This is a genomic window from Ornithinimicrobium avium, assembly GCF_003351765.1.
Classification (GTDB): domain Bacteria; phylum Actinomycetota; class Actinomycetes; order Actinomycetales; family Dermatophilaceae; genus Ornithinicoccus; species Ornithinicoccus avius.
Window position 1 is genome coordinate 2,391,606 of sequence record NZ_CP031229.1, and the last position, 19,133, is coordinate 2,410,738.

Annotated in this window: 19 protein-coding genes; 8 read left to right on the forward strand and 11 right to left on the reverse strand. The window is 73.4% G+C overall.

The window, feature by feature from the left end:
* Positions 1-38 precede the first annotated feature (38 nt).
* Together DV701_RS10900 and DV701_RS10905 are read right to left on the reverse strand one after the other, a co-directional pair.
* On the reverse strand, positions 39-2,123 hold the full coding sequence (locus tag DV701_RS10900; protein ID WP_228254985.1) for an MDR family MFS transporter: 2,085 nt from the start codon (positions 2,121-2,123) through the stop codon (positions 39-41).
* Positions 2,120-2,554, reverse strand: a complete 435-nt coding sequence (locus DV701_RS10905; protein WP_114928327.1) for a MarR family winged helix-turn-helix transcriptional regulator — start codon at positions 2,552-2,554, stop codon at positions 2,120-2,122. The genes DV701_RS10900 and DV701_RS10905 overlap by 4 nt, the downstream gene beginning before the upstream one ends.
* A gap of 159 nt (positions 2,555-2,713) precedes the next feature.
* On the opposite strand from DV701_RS10905, the gene DV701_RS10910 reads away from it, so the two are divergent.
* Entirely contained in the window at positions 2,714-3,532 is an 819-nt protein-coding gene (locus DV701_RS10910; protein WP_114928328.1) for an alpha/beta hydrolase, read from the forward strand.
* A 108-nt stretch (positions 3,533-3,640) separates the two neighbouring features.
* Here the strand turns inward: DV701_RS10910 and DV701_RS10915 are convergent, their stop codons facing one another.
* From DV701_RS10915 to DV701_RS10940, 5 genes are all read right to left on the reverse strand, one after another.
* Entirely contained in the window at positions 3,641-4,234 is a 594-nt protein-coding gene (locus tag DV701_RS10915) for a DUF5701 family protein (RefSeq protein WP_114928329.1), read from the reverse strand.
* A gap of 90 nt (positions 4,235-4,324) precedes the next feature.
* Positions 4,325-5,020, reverse strand: coding sequence for a hypothetical protein (locus tag DV701_RS10920; RefSeq protein ID WP_114928330.1), 696 nt, complete (start codon positions 5,018-5,020; stop codon positions 4,325-4,327).
* Positions 5,021-5,027: 7 nt separating this feature from the next.
* Positions 5,028-6,257 carry an NRAMP family divalent metal transporter gene (locus tag DV701_RS10925; RefSeq protein WP_114928331.1) on the reverse strand — a complete coding sequence of 410 codons (1,230 nt, stop codon included), beginning with the start codon at positions 6,255-6,257 and terminating at the stop codon, positions 5,028-5,030.
* Positions 6,254-6,706 (reverse strand): hypothetical protein, encoded by a 453-nt coding sequence (locus DV701_RS10930; RefSeq protein ID WP_162802972.1) that lies wholly within the window; start codon positions 6,704-6,706, stop codon positions 6,254-6,256. The genes DV701_RS10925 and DV701_RS10930 overlap by 4 nt, the downstream gene beginning before the upstream one ends.
* A gap of 315 nt (positions 6,707-7,021) precedes the next feature.
* Positions 7,022-7,618 (reverse strand): LiaF domain-containing protein, encoded by a 597-nt coding sequence (locus DV701_RS10940; protein ID WP_114928334.1) that lies wholly within the window; start codon positions 7,616-7,618, stop codon positions 7,022-7,024.
* Between the two features lie 62 nt (positions 7,619-7,680).
* Here DV701_RS10940 and DV701_RS10945 point away from each other — a divergent pair, with 62 nt between their 5' ends.
* Both DV701_RS10945 and DV701_RS10950 read left to right on the forward strand, forming a co-directional pair.
* Positions 7,681-8,685, forward strand: coding sequence for an aldo/keto reductase family protein (locus DV701_RS10945; protein ID WP_114928335.1), 1,005 nt, complete (start codon positions 7,681-7,683; stop codon positions 8,683-8,685).
* 34 nt (positions 8,686-8,719) lie between these two features.
* Entirely contained in the window at positions 8,720-9,814 is a 1,095-nt protein-coding gene (locus DV701_RS10950) for a MalY/PatB family protein (RefSeq protein ID WP_114931032.1), read from the forward strand.
* A 68-nt stretch (positions 9,815-9,882) separates the two neighbouring features.
* Here DV701_RS10950 and DV701_RS10955 read toward each other — a convergent pair whose 3' ends face one another.
* Positions 9,883-10,962: a zinc metalloprotease gene (locus DV701_RS10955; protein ID WP_114928336.1), complete on the reverse strand. Its 1,080-nt coding sequence runs from the start codon at positions 10,960-10,962 to the stop codon at positions 9,883-9,885.
* Between the two features lie 123 nt (positions 10,963-11,085).
* Between DV701_RS10955 and DV701_RS10960 the strand changes: the two genes are divergently transcribed.
* The 4 genes from DV701_RS10960 to DV701_RS10975 all read left to right on the forward strand — a co-directional run bounded on the left by DV701_RS10960 (position 11,086) and on the right by DV701_RS10975 (position 14,655).
* On the forward strand, positions 11,086-12,117 hold the full coding sequence (locus DV701_RS10960) for a saccharopine dehydrogenase (RefSeq protein WP_114928337.1): 1,032 nt from the start codon (positions 11,086-11,088) through the stop codon (positions 12,115-12,117).
* A 178-nt stretch (positions 12,118-12,295) separates the two neighbouring features.
* Positions 12,296-13,189, forward strand: a complete 894-nt coding sequence (locus DV701_RS10965) for a transporter substrate-binding domain-containing protein (RefSeq protein WP_114928338.1) — start codon at positions 12,296-12,298, stop codon at positions 13,187-13,189.
* Between the two features lie 12 nt (positions 13,190-13,201).
* The gene (locus DV701_RS10970; RefSeq protein ID WP_114928339.1) at positions 13,202-13,870 is read left to right on the forward strand and encodes an amino acid ABC transporter permease; all 669 of its coding nucleotides are present in this window, start codon (positions 13,202-13,204) and stop codon (positions 13,868-13,870) included.
* Complete coding sequence (locus DV701_RS10975; RefSeq protein WP_114928340.1) at positions 13,867-14,655, forward strand: amino acid ABC transporter ATP-binding protein; 789 nt, start codon at positions 13,867-13,869, stop codon at positions 14,653-14,655. Before DV701_RS10970 ends, DV701_RS10975 begins: the two co-directional genes overlap by 4 nt.
* Before the next feature lie 68 nt (positions 14,656-14,723).
* On the opposite strand, the gene DV701_RS10980 is transcribed toward DV701_RS10975, so the two are convergent.
* On the reverse strand, positions 14,724-15,521 hold the full coding sequence (locus DV701_RS10980; RefSeq protein ID WP_114928341.1) for a PIG-L deacetylase family protein: 798 nt from the start codon (positions 15,519-15,521) through the stop codon (positions 14,724-14,726).
* A gap of 193 nt (positions 15,522-15,714) precedes the next feature.
* Between DV701_RS10980 and DV701_RS10985 the strand changes: the two genes are divergently transcribed.
* Positions 15,715-16,254: a hypothetical protein gene (locus DV701_RS10985; protein WP_114928342.1), complete on the forward strand. Its 540-nt coding sequence runs from the start codon at positions 15,715-15,717 to the stop codon at positions 16,252-16,254.
* A 299-nt stretch (positions 16,255-16,553) separates the two neighbouring features.
* Here DV701_RS10985 and DV701_RS10990 read toward each other — a convergent pair whose 3' ends face one another.
* Both DV701_RS10990 and DV701_RS10995 read right to left on the reverse strand, forming a co-directional pair.
* The gene (locus tag DV701_RS10990) at positions 16,554-18,068 is read right to left on the reverse strand and encodes a flotillin family protein (protein ID WP_114928343.1); all 1,515 of its coding nucleotides are present in this window, start codon (positions 18,066-18,068) and stop codon (positions 16,554-16,556) included.
* 123 nt (positions 18,069-18,191) lie between these two features.
* Positions 18,192-19,127 (reverse strand): alpha/beta hydrolase, encoded by a 936-nt coding sequence (locus DV701_RS10995; RefSeq protein ID WP_162802973.1) that lies wholly within the window; start codon positions 19,125-19,127, stop codon positions 18,192-18,194.
* Positions 19,128-19,133: the final 6 nt, after the last annotated feature.

The window sequence follows — 19,133 nt, forward strand, 5'->3', positions numbered from 1 at the left end:
TGCGCCAGGAGTGGCCGTCCAGGGGGCCGGGGAGCAGCTCAGGCCCGCGCAGGCTCCTCCTCCGGGTGCACCGTGTCCACCAGGAGCGCCGTCGACAGCTCGGACGCGGCCTGCCGTACCTGGGCGAGGTCCACGGCGGCGTGCCGCTCGGCGACGGTCGGCTCGACGGCGGTCAGCACCTCCTGCCGGGTCCGCTCCGCCGCGCGGACCGCGAGCTCCTGGCGCAGCGCGTCGCTGAGCAGACCGCCCTCGACACCGGCGCGCCGACCCAGCTCCACGGCATACCTCTCCGCAGCGGCGACCTCGTGCTCGTCGTCGCTGGTGAGCATCAGGGAGGCGTGCTGGAGGATCCGGCGGCCCTTCTCCACGTCGCCGTCGCCGAGCTCGGCGACCGCGCGGGCGAGCAGCGGACGGTCCGGCCGCCCGGCGCTGCGGGCGAGCATCGCCAGCTGGATGCCCAGGACCCGCTCACGGGTGCGGGCCCCCAGGTCGCCGTGGCGCAGACCCGGCACGTAGTCCTTGTCCGGGGCGCTCTGGGCCATGGTGTCGAGGTACTCCTGCTGCGCCTCGCCGGCCGTGTGCACGGTCTCGCGCAGCGGGATCGCCCGGATCGCCAGGGTGGCCACGAAGACCACGAGCATGATCGGCAGGCCGAGCATGAAGGTCGCGTGCAGCTGGTCGGCCAGGCCGGCCCGGATCGCCTCCAGCACCTGCGGCGGCATGCCGGCCGTCGCGGCCGGGTCGAGGGCGGCGCCGGCGTCGAGGTTGTCCAGGCCGCCACCGGCCTTCTCGAGGAGGTCCGGGGGCAGGTGCCCGGCGATGGCGCCGGCCAGCCCGTTGGTCATCACGCTGCCGAAGACCGCCACGCCCACGGTGTTGCCGACGTTGCGGAAGAACTGCAGCGTGGCGGTGCCCACGCCGAGGTCGGCGCGGGACACGGCGTTCTGGACGACGAGCGTGTACTGCTGCATCGCCATGCCCAGGCCGGTGCCCATGACCGCGATCGCCGCGGTGAGCTCCCACTCCGAGGAGTCCACGCCGAGGCGGGTCAGCATCCACAGGCCGACGGTCAGCACCACGGTGCCCAGCAGCATGAACTCCTTGTAGCGGCCGGTCTTGGTGATCAGGACGCCGGTGACGATGCCGAAGACGATGAGGCCCAGCATCATCGGCATGAGGATCAGCCCGGACGCGGTGGCGTCGACGCCGAGCACGCCCTGGGCGAAGACCGGCACGTAGATGATCGCCGCGAACATCACCATCGCCAGCGCGAACGCGGCGATGTTGGAGGCGGTGAAGATGCTGTTGCGGAAGAGCCGCAGCGGCAGGAGCGGGTTCTCGGCGTGCAGCTCGGCCCAGGCGAAGACGGCCAGCAGCACGCCGCCGACGACGAGCAGCCCGATGATGACGGCCGATCCCCAGGGGTAGGTCGTGCCGCCCCAGGAGGTCGCCAGCAGGATCGCGACCAGCGCCGGGACGAGCGTGACGATGCCGAGCACGTCGATCCGGCCGCGGTGCGGCGTGTGCTCCAGGTGCAGGAAGCGGGCGATGACGAAGACGGCGAAGATCCCGACCGGCAGCGCGGCGAAGAACAGCCAGCGCCAGCCCCAGTGGTCGGTGATCCAGCCGCCGGCGATCGGGCCAGCGACCGAGGTGACGCCGAAGACAGCGCCCATGAGGCCCTGGTACTTCCCGCGCTGCCGCGCCGGGATGATGTCGCCGATGATCGTCTGCGACAGCGGCATCAGCGTGCCCATGCCCAGTCCCTGCACGGCGCGGCCGGCGACCAGAGTCCAGAAGTTGGGGGCCAGCCCGGAGATGATCGAGCCGATCATGAACACGACCAGGCCGGCGAGGTAGAACTCGCGCCGGCCGAACATGTCGGACAGCTTTCCCACCACGGGCACGACGATCGCCGAGACCAGCATCGCCGCGGTCGCGACCCAGCTGTAGTGGGCCATCCCACCCAGCTCGGCGACGATGCGCGGCATCGCGGGCCCGACGATCGTCTGGCTGATGGAGGCGACGAACATGCCCAGCATCAGGCCGACGAAGACGCGACGGTGCTCGGGGGTCATCCGGTATGGGGTGGCGCCGGTGGGCGCCGTGGTGGTCGTGCTCACGGGGCGGGGGTCCTTCGGGACTCGAGGGTGTCGCTGAGCTTGCCGAGCAGCCGGGCGAGCTGGTCCTTGTCGGACTCCTCCCAGCCGGCCAGGGCGTCGGTGACGAGGGCGACCCGGCGGTGGCGTTCGACGCGCAGAGCCTCGGCACCGACGACCGTCAGCCGCAGCCGGTGGGCGCGGCGGTCGTCAGGGTCGGTCTCCCGCTCGACCAGGCCGCGCTCGGTCAACGAGGCGACGCGGCGGCTCATCGTCGAGGGGTCCAGGCCCTCGGCGTGGGCGAGGTCGCTGGGGCGGCAGGGACCCTCGCCCTCGACCGCGTTCGCCAGCCGGACGAGCGTGAGGTAGTCGGACCTCGGAAGCTCGGCATCCCGCTCGTTGATCGCGCGGCCCATGGCGGCGAAGGCGCGCGCGAGCTGCTCAGTCAGTTGCATGATGCATGCAATCTTACCAGCCGTGAGCGGTGCCGGTGACCACGTGCAGGCCCTGGGACGGGACGGCGCGCCGCCAGGGGTGGACCGGTGTCGGCGCCGGATGAGACCGTGGGGGCTGGCGCCGGACCGCGCCGGACCGCGCCGGGCGGAGGGAGAGCGATGACCACGATCGGGGGTGCGGGACTGATCCGGCGGCGGACCCTGCTGCGGGCCGGCGCGCTCGCCGTGGCGGGCGCCGCGGGCCTTCCGCTGTCCGCGTGCTCGCCGCGCACCGACGACCGCCTCGCCCCGGTGCTGGAGGGTCGGCTGAGCTCGGCGCACCTGCCCGGGACCGAGCCGCGGTGGCGGCTGGCGCTGCCGGAGGGAGCGGTGGCCACGGTGGTGGCGCTGCACGGCCACGGCGGCAGCTTGCGGACCTGGTTCGAGCCACCGCTCGGGCCCGCCCTGGCACAGCGCCTGGGCCTGGCGGTGGCCGCGGTCGACGGCGGCGACAGCTACTGGCACGCCCGCGCCGACGGCACCGACGCCGGCACGATGGTGCTGGAGGACCTGCTGCCGGTGCTGGAGCGGGAGGGGGCCCCGGTGGACCGGGTCGGCTTCACCGGCTTCTCGATGGGCGGCTACGGCGCGCTGCTGCTGGCCACCCGGCTGCCGCCCGAGCGGGTCCTGGGCGTGGCCGCGATGAGCTCCGCGCTCTTTCTCTCGCCCGCGGAGACGTCGGCGGGCGCGTTCGACGACGCCGCCGACTTCGCCGAGCACGACGTGCGCGCCAGGGTGGACGCGCTGCGACGGCTCCCGGTGTGGATGGCCTGCGGCGCCGACGACGAGTTCGTCGAGGCCAACCATGCGCTCGCCGAGCAGCTCCCCGAGGCGGTCACGGTGTTCGACGAGGGGCGGCACGACCGCGCCTACCTCGAGGGGCACTGGCCTGCGGGTATGGAGTTCCTCGCCGGGCAGGTTGGTCCGGGCCGTGCCTGACCCCCTCACCGGAGTGGCCCGTGCACGCCATACCGTCTCCTCGCGTGCCTGACCCACTCACGGGAGTGGCTCGTGCACGCCATACCCGTCCGTCGCGGACGCTCGGCGTCAGGCCGACCGGCCCGCCACCGACGCGATGCCGAGCCAGGTGTGCCGGTTGCCCGCCCAGCACCAGCCGAGCTTGGGCGCGTCCTTGCGCTCCTTGCCGTCCCGGCCCGTGCCGTTGCTGATCCACAGGGCGGGGACGCGCGCGTCGAGCCGGCCGCGGCGGGAGCCCGGTCTGCGCGAACCGGTCGTCATGAAGCAGTGGTTGCGCTCGAGCACCTCCGGCACCTGCAGGGCCCAGGCCACCCCCTCGGCCGCGGTCATCAGGTCGCGGCCGCGCGCCCGGACCTGCGGGTCGACCTCGTCGGGGCTCTGGTCGGCGTACTCGTCCCCGCGCTGGGGGTCGAGCACCGCATACAGGTCGGCGTCCGGGACCTCGACCCCCGGAGCAGGGACGAACTGCGCCAGGTCGGTCAGGTCCTCCACGACGAACCCGGGCCGCTCGCGCAGACGCAGCAGCGCGACGAGGTCGACCACCGGGGTGTGCCGCGGGTGCACCACGAGCAGGTCGCCCGCCAGGTCCTCGGGCAGGGCCGGCAGGTCGACGCCGAGGGCGAGCAGACGGGCGTGCTGGTCGGCGAGCGCGGGCAGCGTCACGGGGCCTCCTGGGCGGGTGGTGGACCCACGCAAACGCCCGCGGGCGCAGGGGCATTCCCCTTGACATGCGGCCGTGCGACCGCAGGCGGGTCAGCCCGGCCGGTCGCCCAGGCGCACCTCGCGCTCGTCCCAGTCGATCTGCGCGACCTGCTCCATGGGGACGTATGCCGTGTCCCGGTGGATCCGGCGCACCAGCACGGCCAGGGCGGCCGGCCCCTGGTCCTCGTCGCGTTCGTAGCCCATGAGCGAGCCCGGCCTGCCCACCCGGCCGACGATCAGACCCACGGCGCGCACCCGTCCCGAGGCGAGCTCCCCGGCCGGCGCCATCCGCACGTCGAGGACCTGCCCGAGGCGCTCACCGTCGGCCGAGGTCACGCGCACCGCGAGCAGGTCGCCCAGGCGGTGGCGCACGTCGTCCTCATCCTCCTCCGGGCCCGACGCCAGCTGCACGAGGCCGTCGCGCTCGCGGTCGAGGCGCACCTCCTGGTCGAGCTCGGCGACCCTCTCGATGCCGATCCGCCCGGGCGTGGTCCGGTGGGCCCTGGTCACGCCCAGGAGGCGCCACCACTCCAGCAACCACGGGCCGAACCGGGGCCCCAGCCGCGGGAGCCAGGCGGGGACGCCGACGAGGATGCCGGTGACCCGCAGCCCGCCCCCGTCCTGCGTGAGCTCCACGTCGTCGACCTTGCCGGCCAGCCGGCCCTCGGAGTCGACGAGCTGGCGGTCGAGCAGCTGCAGCGCCGCGTCCAGGAACCCCTCCGGCCGGGCCAGGTCGTCCTTCCTCATTCCTGCCTCACTTCCCCATCCCGGTGACGATCATCAGCGGGATCGCCGCGAGGGAGACCACCAGGATGATCACCAGGTAGATCATGCCCATCACGTTGGCGAGCCGGCCGTTGACGTGGTCGCCGAGGTAGTCGCGGTCGTTGGCGACGACGAGGATCGGCAGGTAGGTCAGGGGCAGCGCGAGGGCGGAGAAGACCACCGAGGCCTCGGTGACCATGACGGGGTCGACCGTCGTCATGAGCACCCCCGTCGCGGCGATGATCGACACCCCGACGACGACGTGGAAGGTGGTGGCCTCACCGGCCCGGACGTACTTGCCCCACTGGAAGCCGAAGTACTGCGCGACGCTGTAGCCGATCGACAGGCCGGTCTCGCAGGCCGCGCCGAAGGTCGCCGCGACGAAGCCGAGGATCACCACGGCCAGCCCGATCTTGCCCAGGGCCACGGCCACCGGCAGCGCGACCTGGCCGAGGGAGTCGACCGTGACGCCCTCGGGCATGAGGACCACGCCCGCGCTGCCCGCGATCGCCAGGGACAGCAGCCCGCCGAGGGGGAAGCCGACGAGGACGTTGGCGCGCATGACGCCGATGTCCTTCGGCGTCCACTTCTCCTCCACGCCTCCGGAGGAGAAGAAGAACACCTCGTAGGGGGTCATCGCCGCACCGAAGAGCGCCACCGCGTAGAAGGCGTAGGTGGTCCAGCTCTCCTGCGAGGGCTTGCGGGCCATCAGGGCGTCCTTGCCGAGCTCGGCCCAGTCGGGTCCCAGCTGCCACAGGGCGACCGCGAACACGACGAGGGCCAGGCCGAGCAGTCCCACGACGTTCTCCATCGCGGAGAACTTGGCCCGCCACAGGACCAGCCAGAGCAGGACCGCGATGAACGGCGCGACGAGCAGGTAGTGCACCGAGCTGAGCAGCTGCAGGGCCAGCGCGACACCGCCGATCTCGGCGACGAGGGTCAGGAAGGTCACCGCCATCGAGGCGACCAGGTTGAGCAGGCCGACCCGCGGGCCGAGCCGCTCGCGCACCAGGTCGAAGGTGGCCCGCCCGCTGACGGCGGCGATCCGGCCGGACATCTCGGAATAGACACAGATGCCGATGACGCCGATCACCACGACCCACGCCAGCGACAGGCCGAACCGTGAGCCGACGACCGCGTTGGTGACGAGGTCGCCGATGTCGACGAAACCGCCGATCGCGGTGAGGATGCCGAGGGCGACGGCGAGGTACTTCTTCATCCGCCCGCCCTCCGCAGCGGCTCGGCGGCCTGCTCGAGCTCCTGGCCGACCTTCTGCAGCCGGACCTGGAGCCCGGCGTAGTCGGCCTGCGCCCCGGTGGCGAACGCGATCCGCGCGTCGACGAGGACGGACTCGGCCTGCCGGAGGAGCTCGGCCAGCCGACGGAAGTCCTCGGCCCGCCCGGGTGCGGGCTGGCTGCCCAGGTAGCCCCGCGCGGCACCAGCCGCCGAGCTCTCCGCGTCCTGGGCGAGCACGAGGCCGGAACGGCCCAGGAGGTGGCCCTTCTGCGCCTCGTCCAGGGCCAGCCGGCTGCTCGCCACGCTGCCGGCGACGTCGTCGAGCACCTGCACCGAGGACCTGACCCATGCCTGATCGTCCGGGGGCGAGGACGTCCCGCAGCCCGTGAGCAGGAGCACGGCGAGCGCCGCAGCGAGGGGTCGACGATCCATCTCGAGGCTGAGATTACGCCCGGGTCGACGCGTCTTCCTGTCGACGCGTCACCGTCCCCGACCCGGTGCGCTCCCACCCCGGCGTGGCGATGGAGGGCTACTTCTGGCGGGTCACGGACGCGGTGGCCGGCCGCGCGCACGGGTTCGACGAGCCGGGCGCGTGCGTCGCCTTCGCCGGCGGGCGGGTGCACGCCCGGCCCCTGGGTATGCCGTTGCGCACCGAGGTCACCGCGCTCGTCGTGCGGCTCCCCTCGGGGCGTGTGCTCCGGCTGGGCGACCCGGGCCTGACGCCGGGCGCGGGAAGCCCTGAGGAGGTCAGGAGCGGGCGCTCCAGCGCCATCCGCGCGGCGGCTTGCCGCTGTCCGGGCCCGCCTCGCGCACCTTGATGTCGCCGATGAGCAGGTACGCCTTGAGGATCAGCCGCGCCCCGGTCCGCGGAGTGGCCGGGTCGGCGTCGTTGGTCTGCTTGAAGCCGCCCATCAGGGCGCCACCCTCGACCGACACCTCGGTCCCCGGGGGGACCACGACGGCCAGGTTGCCGATCAGGGACCAGGCCTCGATCTCGAGGGTCTCGCCGGGCTGGAGCACCTCGCGCAGGTCGAGACGGACGTCGCCGATCGCCGACAGCGCGGTCGTGCGGCGGGCCGCCGGCCAGCGGCCGGTGCGGGTCACGTCGCCGATCAGCGCGAAGAACGGGTCGGACTTCTCCCGGCGGGCCGGCGGAGGTGCCGGCGTGCCGCGGTAGGCCGGTAGCGGCGTCGCCGCGTCCGGCACGATCTCGGGCAGGCCCTGGCCGGGGACGTTGGGGTCGGGCAGCGGCGGCGGTGGTCCGACCGTCTGCTCGTCGCCGATCTCGCTGGGCCCGCGCCACTGCTCGGGGCCCGCGCCCGCTCCACCGCCGGTTGACGTCATGCTCCTACGGTAACCCCGGGCCCCCGTCGGACCCGCCGCCGAGGAGACCTAGGCTGCACGGTATGGAGTTTCGATACCTCGGCAACAGCGGTCTGAAGATCTCGGAGATCACCTACGGCAACTGGCTCACGCACGGCAGCCAGGTCGAGAACGAGGTGGCCCTCCGGTGCGTGCGCGCCGCGCTCGAGGCTGGCATCTCCTCGTTCGACACGGCCGACGCCTACGCCAACACCAGGGCCGAGGAGGTGCTCGGGGAGGCCCTCAGGGGCGAGCGCCGGGAGAGCCTGGAGATCTTCACCAAGGTCTACTGGCCGACCGGGCCGCGCGGGCACAACGACACCGGCCTGTCGCGCAAGCACGTCATGGAGTCGATCGACGGGTCGCTGCGGCGGCTGCAGACCGACTACGTCGACCTCTACCAGGCGCACCGCTTCGACACCGAGACGCCGCTGGAGGAGACGATGCAGGCCTTCGCCGACATCGTCCGCGCCGGCAAGGCGCTCTACATCGGCGTCTCGGAGTGGACCGCCGACCAGCTGCGCGAGGGCCACCGGCTGAGCAGGGAGCTCGGCTTCCAGCTCATCTCCTCCCAGCCCCAGTACTCCATGCTCTGGCGCGTCATCGAGCCCGAGGTCGTGCCGGCCTGCGAGGAGCTGGGCATGTCGCAGATCGTCTGGAGCCCGATGGCCCAGGGCGTGCTCTCCGGCAAGTACCTCCCCGGGCAGGCGCCGACCGAGGGTCGCGCCGCCGACGAGAAGATGGGTCAGGGCATGAGGGACCTGATGACCGACGAGGTGCTCACCGCCGTGCAGGGCCTGCGCCCGCTCGCCGAGGAGGCCGGCCTGACGATGCCGCAGCTCGCGGTCGCCTGGGTGCTGCAGAACCCGAACGTCGCGGCCGCGCTGGTCGGCGCCTCCCGCCCCGAGCAGGTGCAGGACAACGTGCAGGCCGCGGGCGTGAAGCTCGACGCCGACCTGATGGCCAAGATCGACGAGGTGCTCGGCGACGTCGTCGTGCGCGACCCGGCCCAGACCGCGCAGAGGGCCCCGAAGAGCCGGGCGTCCTGATGTGGGCGCGCCCTTCGACCTGACGCTGGAACAGATGCGCGGGCACCGCTCGGCCAAGTGGAGCCTGGTGCCCGAGGACGTGCTGCCGGCGTGGACGGCCGAGATGGACGTCCGCACCGCACCCGCGGTCGCCGACGCGCTGCGGCTGGCTGTCGAGCGGTCCGACCTCGGCTACGCCGGCGACCCGGCCCCGGTGGCCGACGCGTTCGCCGGGTTCGCGCGGGACACCTGGGGCTGGGACCCGGCGCAGGGCGGCGGGGAGCTGCGGATGTTCGGCGACGTCGGCCAGGCGGCCACCGCGGTGCTCGGGGCGCTGACCTCGCCCGGCGACCGGGTGGTCCTCACCCCGCCGGTCTACCTGGCCTTCTACCCGTGGCTCGCCTCGCTCCGGCTCGAGCCGCACGAGGTGCCGATGCTCGACGTCGCCTCGGGGGGACGCCTCGACCTGGACGGTATGGAGGACGCGCTCGCCTCGGGCACCCGCGTCGTCCTGCTGTGCCATCCCCACAACCCGCTCGGGCTGGTCGCTGCCCGCGAGGACCTCGAGGCACTGGCTCAGATGGCGGCCCACCACGGGGCGGTCGTCGTCTCCGACGAGATCCACGCGCCGCTGACCCACCCCGGCGGCCCCGCGTTCGTGCCCTGGCTGTCGGTGTCCGACGCCGCGCGCCAGGTCGGGTTCGCCCTGCACTCGCCCTCCAAGGCGTGGAACACCGCCGGGCTCAAGCTCGCGCTCGGCGTCACCGGCGTCGAAGGCCGCTGGCCGCAGATCCCCGAGGAGGTCGCCTGGGGCGCCTCGATCATGGGCCAGTACGCCGCGGTCGCCGCCTACACCGACGGCCGCGAGTGGCTGGCGACCGTGCGGTCGGTCCTCGAGCAGCGGACGGCACAGCTCGTCGACCTGCTCGCCGAGCAGCTGCCGGCGGTGCGCTTCCGGCCGGGCACCGCCTCCTACCTCGCCTGGCTGGACTGCCGCGAGCTCGGCCTGGGCGAGGACCCGGCGGCCGTCTTCCTCGAGCGCGGGCCCGCCTTCGGACCCGGTGGCGCCGGCTTCGCTCGGCTCAACTACGGCACCAGCGTGGAGCTGATGGGCGAGGCGGTCCGCCGGATGGCCCTGGCGGCGCGCTGAGCCGGGGCGCAGCTCCGGAGCCGAGCCAGCGGGACCGGCCCCCCTCGGAGCCGGCGCTGCCACAGGGCTCACGGGCAGGAGATGGCGCCGAGCGCCGCGAGACCTTCGAGGTCTCCCGGGCCGAAGCCGGTCTGGCCCCGGTTGACCGCGGCCATCAGCTCGTGGGGGTCGTCGACGTGGTCGAGGCCGAGCACGTGCGCCAGCTCGTGGTCCAGCACGGTCGCGTGCTGCCGGGGCGAGGAGAGGTCGCCGACGTCGAGGACGACCTGCCCCGAGGCCGACCAGGACCTGTCGTCCGCGCCGGTCATCATGGTCGGCCCGCCCATGCCGGCCGGCTGGCCGGCGAGCTCGGGCACGTCGTCGGCGTCGGCCCATGAGACGAGCACGGGCAGGCCGGCCCGCCGGGCCTCGCCGCCGCGCCAGGTGTCGTCGGTCTCCCCGACGAGCACCAGCTGCAGGCCGCTGGCCGCGCTGAGCCGCGCGAGGCTGTCCTGGACGAGCCGGGTGTAGCCGCGCGGCGCCCGGTCGGGGTTGACCGCGACCTCGACCGGCCCGCACGGGGAGAAGCCGACGGGCACGTCGGTGCCCGGCTGGGTCGCGACGAAGGCGTGCTCCCCTGACGTCCCCGGGTGGACGACCGGCAGCACGCGGTCCCCGCGGGCCGGCTCCCAGCCCCACGGCGTCCCCTGCAGGGCCGGGACGACGGCGTCCTGCAACCGGTCGCCGAGGTCGCCGAGGCGGGAGTCCCTGCCCCCCGCCGGGGCGAGGGCCTCCGGCTCCTGGGCGGGCAGGCCGAGCACCGCGCGACCGGCCGCCGTCGCCCGGTCGAGGACGACGCCGGCGGAGCCGGGATAGAGGTAGGCGCCCACCCCCAGCGCCACCACCAGGAGCAGCACCAGCCACCGCCCGGTCCGGCGCCGCTGCCGCACCGGGCGGTGGCCCGGCGGGCGCGGCGAGGGGTCGAGGGCGCGCAGAGGTGCCTCGCCGGCGGGCGAGTGGTGCCGCCACGTCGTGTCCGGTCGGGCCGAGGGGTGGCCGGGCGGCGCACCACCCAGCCCGTAGCGCCGGTCCCACTCGTCGAGCTGGGCGAGCCGTCGCTGCATCTCGGCCGCGCGTCTGCGGCGGCCGGCCGACTCGAACATCCCCATACCCCAGATCCTGCACCACGTGACTGACACGGTCGAGAGGCCGGGTACCTGCCTCACCACAGGACGTGGGTGCCAGCGTCGGCGACGCCGGACCATCCCTCCTGCGGCCCTACGCTTGTCCCCATGACCCGACCGCACCTGTGGATCCGCGCCGAGGCCCGCCCCACCGAGCAGCGCGTGCCCATCGTCCCCGCGGACGCCGCACGGCTGGTCAAGGACGGCTTCCGCGTCACGGTCGAGGAGTCGCCGACGCGGATCGTCCCGGTCGAGGAGTACGTCGCGGTCGGCTGCCGGACCGCGCCGACCGGCTCCTGGACGGACGCCCCGGAGGGCACCGTCGTCGTGGGCATCAAGGAGCTGCCGCAGGACCCCTCGGACCTGGCCCGCACGCACGTCTACTTCGCGCACGCCTACAAGGGGCAGGAGGGCGCCCAGGAGGTGCTCGAGCGCTTCCGTCGCGGCGGCGGGGAGCTGCTCGACGTCGAGTACCTCACCGTGGACGGCAAGCGCGTCGTCGCCTTCGGCTTCTGGGCAGGGTATGTGGGAGCCGCCCTCTCGGTCCTGCGTCACCGTGGTCTGCTGCCCGGCGGGGTGGCGCCGATGTCCCGCGCCGAGCTGGACGCGCAGCTGGTGGGCAGCGCGCCGGACACCCCGGAGCACGCGCTGGTGATCGGCCACCGCGGACGGTCCGGCCGGGGGGCGGCCGAGGCGCTCGAGGTGGCCGGCTGCGCCGTCACCCGGTGGGACCGGCCGGACACCGTGCTGGTGGACCGGAACGTCCTGCTCGACCACGACATCGTGGTCAACTGCGTCGTCAGCAGGGGGGCCGCCGGTCAGCAGCCGTTCGTGACCGCCGAGGACGTCGACGCGCCGCGCCGGCTGCGCGTGGTCGGGGACGTCACCTGCGACGTGACCTCCGAGGCCAACCTCGTCCCGATCAACACCGCGGTCACCACCTGGGAGGAGCCGGTCCGCCGCTTCGGCACGGATGAGAACCCCCTCGAGGTCATCGCCATCGACAACCTGCCCTCGCTCCTGCCCCGCGAGGCGAGCGAGAGCTTCAGCGCCGAGCTGACGCCGCTGCTGCCCGACCTGGCCGACCGGTCCGGCCCGTGGGCGGCGAGCCTGGAGTGGTTCCGCAAGCACGTGCACTGAGCCGTCTGCGTAACGATTGGATAACACCGGGTCCGGCCGGCGCCGGGGCGCTCGGCCGGCGTCAAGGCGCGCGCGCGTAGCCCACAGGACGGGTCGTTCGCAAGTCGGCGAGCGGGTGCCCGGCGCGGTGGCTACGTTGGCACAGAGACCTTGCCCATCTTCCTCGAAGGAGACCCGCATGATCCCCACCACCCGACGCACCCACCGACGCAGCCTGGCCGTGGTGGCCGCGCTCAGCGCCGCCGCCCTCACGCTCAGCGCCTGCGGAGGCGACGGTGACGACGGCTCCGACGCCGGCACCGACGGCGGCACCGCCGCCGAGGGCTCCGGCGCGGACCTCAACCTCATCGACGACGGGACGCTCGTGGTGGCGATGAGCGGGGAGTTCCAGCCGTTCAGCTACTTCGAGGGCAACACCCTCACCGGCTTCGACTACGACATCGGCGCCGCGGTGGCCGACCAGCTGGGGCTGGAGCTGAAGTCCGAGACCGGTGCCTTCGACACCCTCATCGGCGGCATCAAGGCCGACCGCTACGACGTGCTCGTCGCCTCGATGACGCCGACCCCGGAGCGGGACGAGCAGGTCGACTTCACGGACAGCTACTACGTCTCCGGCGCCCAGGCCTTCGTCGCCCCCGGCACCGAGTGCACCGACATCACCGAGATGGACAAGCCCTCGATCGGGGTGGCGACGGGCACGACATACCAGGACTGGCTCAAGGACAACGGCGGCGACTGGGTGGGCGAGGTGCGCACCTTCTCCTCCGACATCACCGCCCTGCAGGACACCTCCGCCGGTCGCCTCGACGCCGCGATGACCGACCGCAACGTGGGTCTCTACCAGATCCAGGAGTCCGGTCTGGACCTCGTCGAGTGCGGCGAGCCGGTCTTCACCGAGGAGCCGGCCTTCGCGGTCAAGGAGGGCAACGCCGCGCTGCAGGACGCGCTCAACGAGGCGCTGGCCGCCATCAAGGAGGACGGCACCTACGCGGAGATCTCCACCAAGTACTTCGGCAAGGACATCTCCACGACCGGCGGGTCCGACGAGGCCGCCGCGACCAGCGAGGGCTGAGGAAGCACTCCGGTGCAGCACTTCCTGGAGCTGTTCGCGCAGTACGCCCCGTTGTTCGTCGAGGCGTCGTGGGTGACGCTGCGGCTGACGGCCGCGGCCCTGGTCCTGGCGATGGTCGGGGGTGCGGTCGTCGCTGCGATGGCGATGAGCAGGCTCCGGCCGCTGCGGTGGCTGGCCACCGCCTACATCGGGCTGGTCCGTGGCACGCCGCTGATCACGCAGATCTTCATCATCTACTTCGGGCTGGTCGCCATCGTCACCCTGTCCGCCTTCTGGGCGGGCGCGCTGGCGCTGGCGTTCCACAACTCCGCCTACATCGCCGAGATCTTCCGCTCCGGCTTCCAGGCGGTCCCGAAGGGGCTGACGGAGGCCTCGCGCTCGCTCGGCATGTCGCGGACCAAGACCCTCAAGCGGGTGCAGGCGCCGCTGGCGCTGCGGACCACGCTGCCGGTCCTGGGCAACCAGTACATCATCGCGGTGAAGGACTCCTCGCTCGTCTCGTTCATCGGGATGACCGAGCTGTTCCAGACCTCGCGCAACATGGCGGCGTCCACCTACGAGCCGCTCACGGCCTACATCGTGGTCGCGATCTACTACCTGGTCATCGTGCTCGCCCTGACCGCACTGGTCAGCTGGCTCGAGCACCGGCTCAGCGCACACAGGAGGCCGGCAGCAGCATGAGCGAGCAGACGAGCCAGCAGGCGGCGCAGCCCCTGGACGGCCAGACCGGCCGACCGATGGTGCAGATGCGCGACATCGTCAAGAAGTTCGGCACCACCACGGTGCTCGACGGCATCGACCTCGACGTCCACGAGGGCGAGGTGGTCACCCTCATCGGCCCCTCCGGCGCCGGCAAGAGCACGCTGCTGAGGTGCGTCAACGGCCTGGAGCGGATCTCGGGCGGGACGATCGAGGTCGACGGCGAGCAGCTGTCCTACACCGAGAAGGGCCTCAACCGCCTGCGCGCGCGCATCGGGATGGTCTTCCAGTCCTTCAACCTCTTCCCGCACATGACCGTGATGGACAACGTCACGGTCGCCCAGCGGGAGGTCCTCGGGCGCTCCTCCGCCGAGGCCAGGGAGCGTGGCCTCGAGCTGCTCGCGCGGGTGGGTCTGGACCACAAGGCCGACGCCTACCCGGGCAACCTCTCCGGCGGCCAGCAGCAGCGGGTCGCGATCGCGCGCGCCCTGGCGATGGACCCGGCGGTGATGCTCTTCGACGAGCCCACCTCGGCCCTCGACCCCGAGCTGGTCGGCGAGGTCCTCGAGGTGATGCGCGTGCTGGCCGACGAGGGCATGACGATGATGGTGGTCACCCACGAGATGCGCTTCGCGCGCAAGGCCGCCGACCGGGTCGTGCTGCTGGCCGACGGCGGCATCGCCGAGGAGGGGCCGCCCGCCCAGGTGCTCGACGAGCCCACCAGCGAGCGCGGCCAGGCCTTCCTGCAGCAGCTCAACGAGACCTGAGAGCCCTGCGGGGTATGGCGTGCGCCGCCCGCTCCTGCGGGCGGCGCACCCCCTCGGTCACGATCCGGTCACGGGAAGGGTTCGCCGACGACGAGCCCCGGTGCCCGCCCGGGCTCGATGAACCACTCGTCGCCGAAGGCCGCCGCGAACTGCTCGGTCGGCATGGCGAGCATCCAGGCGACGTCCTCCTGGGACCCGTGGCAGGCCAGGGCCTCGCGCTTGACGTCCAGGACGCGCCGCACGTCGACGTGCCAGTGCAGCTCGGCCTCCGGCGTGCCGAACGGGTTGCCGTCGTCGGCGACCGCGTCAGGGTTCCAGTCGGCGTCCTCGGTGACCAGCCCGGCCTCCTTGGCGGCGAGGAACTGGCGACGGATCGCGTCACGGTTCATCGTGCCCTCGAGCAGGCGCGGGCGGCGGGCCGCGAGCCCGGCCGCACGGTGCACGACGTGGTGGACCTTGACGTGGTCGGGGTGGCCGTAGCCGCCGTGCCAGTCGTAGCCCACGAGCACGTCGGCCTCCTCCTCGTCGACGACGGTCGCGAGCCGCCGGGCGGCCTCCTGCGTGTCCGCGCGGTGGAAGGACCGCTCGGCCTCGTTCTGCTCCCACCCGCTCATGCCCGAGTCCGCGTAGCCCAGCCACTCCGTCCTGGCGATGCCGAGGACCTGCGCCGCGGCCGCCGCCTCCCCGCGCCGGCGCAGGACGACGGTCTCGCCCTCGGCCAGGTCGGCCGGGACGGTGCCGTGGTCGCCGTCGGTGGCGAAGACGCAGACCACGCGGTGCCCCGCGTCGGCGGCCAGCCGCATGGTGCCGCCGCTGCCGGAGGCCTCGTCGTCGGGGTGGGCGTGGAGGAAGACGATGGTGCTCACGAGGGTCCAGTGTGGTGCCTGGCGCGCCGCTGCGCCTCCCGGGCCCCCGGCGCGGCGGTCCGACGGACGATCCGTTGTGCCGCTCGGGGGTAAGTGGCAGGCTGGAGACATGGCCCTCTCAGACGTGTTCGCCAGGCGCAGCGACGGGAGCCCGGAAGCACCTCCCCCGGTCCCTCCACCCCACCGACCGTCCGTGGCCGAGCAGTTCGCGACCCTGACCCGGCTGGGCCTGGAGCCGCAGGCCGGCGTGACGGCGGCCGACGTGGCCAAGGACCGCGACGCCGCGCTCCTGCTCAAGCGCCACCCCTACGTGGCGGCCATGCACTGCCTCGCCCGGGACGCCGACGGCGACCTGACGAGCCACCCACGGGTCACCACCGTCGACCTGGAGCACATCGTCGGACCGGACTCCTACCCCGACCTGCTGCGCAAGCTCTCCACCGCGGCCGGCACGCGCTACCTCCTGCAGGACGTCAGCGGAGGGGTCCACCCGGACCGCAGCCGCTGGGTGGTGCGCTTCACCTTCGACGGCCTGACCCGCGAGATCCACCCGCGACTGGACCACGACCGGGCCGACCCCGTCGTGATGCCGGAGCTCTTCGACGCGGTCGCAGGACCCGGCCAAGGCGCCGCCCACGTCCGTCACGGGCAGACGATCAGCGTGGCCTACGTGCCGCGCCGGCACGTCGCCGAGCTGCAGCGGGTGCTCGACCAGTGGGCGACCACAGCCTGACCGCCGTCGCCGGCCACGCTTCGCGCTGAGGGGGCGTGGCCGCTCGCTGCTCCACCGTGCCGGTGCACGTGACGTGGGTCAAGGGCGTGGAGTTCGTCGAGCACTTCGGCGAGGTCGGCGGCGGCACCGGTGGCTACCACGACGACCACGAGCACTTCGGCCACAGCCAGACGATCCGAGGCCGCGCCGGGACCGGCGTCACCCTCCGGCCGTCGACGAGGCAGGACAGACAACGTCCTGCACCACATGCAGCGTCGCCAGCGCTGCATAGCGTGCAGGACGTTGTCTGTCCCAGGCCGCTACCCGTCTGTCTCGACCGGGAGGTCTTCCTCGTCGCCGCGCACGAGCTCGAGCAGGTCGATGCCGGCCTGGGCCTTGAGCAGCGTCGCCAGCTCCTGGACGCCGTCGGCGACCTGGTGGGTCAGCCGGGAGGCCCCGCCCTTGTCGATGACGGTGATGTCGTCGATGCTGCCCAGCGCGTCGGCGTAGGGCTGGGCCATCCTCGGCAGCGCGTCGAGGACCATCTGGAGACGGGCGGACTCGGGGAAGGCCTGGTAGGCGTCGGACTCGGCCTTGATCGCGGCACCGCGCGCCTCACCCCTGGCGCGCTCGGCGGCCGCGTCCGCCTCGCCGCGGGCCTGGACACCGTCGGCCTCGGCCCGGGCGAGCGCGAGCGCACCCTCGGCACGGCGCTGCTGCTGCACCAGGTCCGCCTCGGCGCGGGCACGTGCCGCCGAGGCCTCGGCGTCCGCCTGAGCGGTCGTGCGCTGCGCCTCCGCCTCGGCCTTGCGGATCGCCGCGGTCTTGGCCGCCTCGGCCTCCTGCTCGGCGGCGTACTTGCGGGCGTCTGCCTCCTGCGCGGCCTCGTACTTGCGGGCCTCGGCCGGCTTGCGCACCTCGGTCTGCAGCTCCTGCTCGCGCAGGGCGGCACGCCGCTGCGCCACGATCTCCTGCTGCTCGAGCACCGCCTGCTGCGCCTCGGCCACGGCACGCTCCTGCTCGGCCTCGGCGTCGGCCTGGGCCGTCGCGGTCTCCTGGGTGATCTGCGCGTTGCGCAGCGCCAGGGCCTTGTTGGACTCGGCGATCTGGACGGCCGCCTCGTTGGAGCGCTCGGTGCTCTCCCGGCGGGCCTGGGCCTCGGCGATCTCGGCGTCGCGCGCCACGGCCGCGGCTCGCGGCCGGCCGAGGTTGCGGATGTAGTCGCCGGTGTCCTCGACGGTCTGGATCTCGAAGTTCTCCAGGACCAGCCCCCGCTCGGACAGCATGGGGACCGCGATGTCCTTGACCTCCTTGGAGAAGTCCTGGCGCTCGTAGAGGATCGACTCCACCGTCAGCGTGCCGGCGATGGTGCGCAGCACACCGACCAGGACCTCGCTGGTCTGCTGCTCGATCACCTGCTCCTGGCTGCGTCCGGCGAAGCGCTGCGCCGCGGCCCGCACCATGCGCTCGGTGCCGCCGACCTTGACCACCGCGATGCTGCGCAGCGTGACACCCACGCCGCTCTTGGTCGTGGCGTCCTCGGCGGTCACCGAGAAGCTCTGCGAGGCGAGGGAGAGGCGGGCGACCTGCTCGAAGACGGGCTTGACGAAGGTGCCGCCACCGATCACGACGCGCTGCCCGGACAGGTCGGTGCTCTCCTCCCCGGTCTCCGGGTTGATCACCGGGGTCCCGCTCTTGCGGCCGGTGATGATCAGCGCCTCGTCGGGCGTGGCGATCTTGAAGCGCACCTTGGCGTAGACGAAGGCGACGACGGCCAGGACCAGGAGGACCAGCACGATCGCGGAGACGATCAGGACGGGACGGGCGAACTCCATGGGACTCCTCAGGCAGAGCTGTGGGGCGAGAAGGAGCACCGGCTGCACCTCAGGGCCCCCTGCGCCGGCCCTGCGGGCCGGACCGGCAGCGCCAACCCTACCTGCGCCCGCCCGGCGACCGGGTCACCCGGTGAGCGCCTGCCTGAGCCGCTCCACCACATACCCCCGCGCCTCCCGACCCGCGGCCAGCCGGTCCCCGTAGAGCAGGAACGTGTGGAACATCCCGGCGGCGCGGTGCACCCCGACGGGGACGCCGGCGTCGCGGAGGCGCGCGGCATACGCCTCGCCCTCGTCGCGGAGGACGTCGCACCCGGCCGTGACGAAGGTCGCGGGAGCGACCCCGGAGAGGTCGGCGGCGCGCAGCGGCGCGAGCAGGGGGTCGTCGGGGTCGGTGCCGTGCGGGAGGTACTGCTCGTAGTACCAGTCCATGTCGCGCCGGGTGAGCGCCGGACCGTGCCCGAAGCGGGCGTAGCTGCCCCACTCCTCGGGCCGTGCGTCGGTCACCGGCACGAGCAGCACCTGGTGGAGCAGACGAGGATGGCCGCGCAGCTGCTGGGCCGCCACCGCCGCGAGGTTGCCGCCGGCGCTGTCCCCGCCGACGGCGACCGGGAGCCCGTCGAGCTCGAGGCCGGCGCGGTCCTCCAGCAGCGCCCCGACGACGTCGAGCACGTCCTCGACCGCGGCCGGGAACGGGCGCTCGGGCGGCTGCCGGTAGTCCACGGAGACCACCGCGCAGCCCGCCCCGTCGGCCAGGTCGCGGCACAGGGCGTCGTGGGTGTCGAGGTCGCCGAGCGCCCAGCCGCCGCCGTGCAGGAAGACCAGCACGCCAGACGGGTCCGGCGCGGGGAGGTAGACGCGGACCGGCACCGCACCGGACCTGCCGGCCACCTCGTCGTCGCGCACCGACCACAGCTGCGCGCCCGGCCCGAAGGAGCTGATCGCCTCGAGCATGGCGGCGCGGTTCTCCTCCACCGAGAGCTCGGCGCGCTCGGGCCGCACCGGGGCGGCCGCCAGCAGCTCGACCGCCTCGGGGCTGAGCACTTCGGAGTCGTCCGTCACGCGCGA

Coding starts and splice junctions, on each gene's coding strand:
- DV701_RS10905 (WP_114928327.1), bottom strand. CDS start 2,554: ATGCAACTGACTGAGCAGCTCGCGCGCGCCTTCGCCGCCATGGGCCGC.
- DV701_RS10910 (WP_114928328.1), top strand. CDS start 2,714: ATGACCACGATCGGGGGTGCGGGACTGATCCGGCGGCGGACCCTGCTG.
- DV701_RS10920 (WP_114928330.1), bottom strand. CDS start 5,020: ATGAGGAAGGACGACCTGGCCCGGCCGGAGGGGTTCCTGGACGCGGCG.
- DV701_RS10925 (WP_114928331.1), bottom strand. CDS start 6,257: ATGAAGAAGTACCTCGCCGTCGCCCTCGGCATCCTCACCGCGATCGGC.
- DV701_RS10930 (WP_162802972.1), bottom strand. CDS start 6,706: ATGGATCGTCGACCCCTCGCTGCGGCGCTCGCCGTGCTCCTGCTCACG.
- DV701_RS10940 (WP_114928334.1), bottom strand. CDS start 7,618: ATGACGTCAACCGGCGGTGGAGCGGGCGCGGGCCCCGAGCAGTGGCGC.
- DV701_RS10945 (WP_114928335.1), top strand. CDS start 7,681: ATGGAGTTTCGATACCTCGGCAACAGCGGTCTGAAGATCTCGGAGATC.
- DV701_RS10950 (WP_114931032.1), top strand. CDS start 8,720: ATGCGCGGGCACCGCTCGGCCAAGTGGAGCCTGGTGCCCGAGGACGTG.
- DV701_RS10955 (WP_114928336.1), bottom strand. CDS start 10,962: ATGGGGATGTTCGAGTCGGCCGGCCGCCGCAGACGCGCGGCCGAGATG.
- DV701_RS10960 (WP_114928337.1), top strand. CDS start 11,086: ATGACCCGACCGCACCTGTGGATCCGCGCCGAGGCCCGCCCCACCGAG.
- DV701_RS10965 (WP_114928338.1), top strand. CDS start 12,296: ATGATCCCCACCACCCGACGCACCCACCGACGCAGCCTGGCCGTGGTG.
- DV701_RS10975 (WP_114928340.1), top strand. CDS start 13,867: ATGAGCGAGCAGACGAGCCAGCAGGCGGCGCAGCCCCTGGACGGCCAG.
- DV701_RS10990 (WP_114928343.1), bottom strand. CDS start 18,068: ATGGAGTTCGCCCGTCCCGTCCTGATCGTCTCCGCGATCGTGCTGGTC.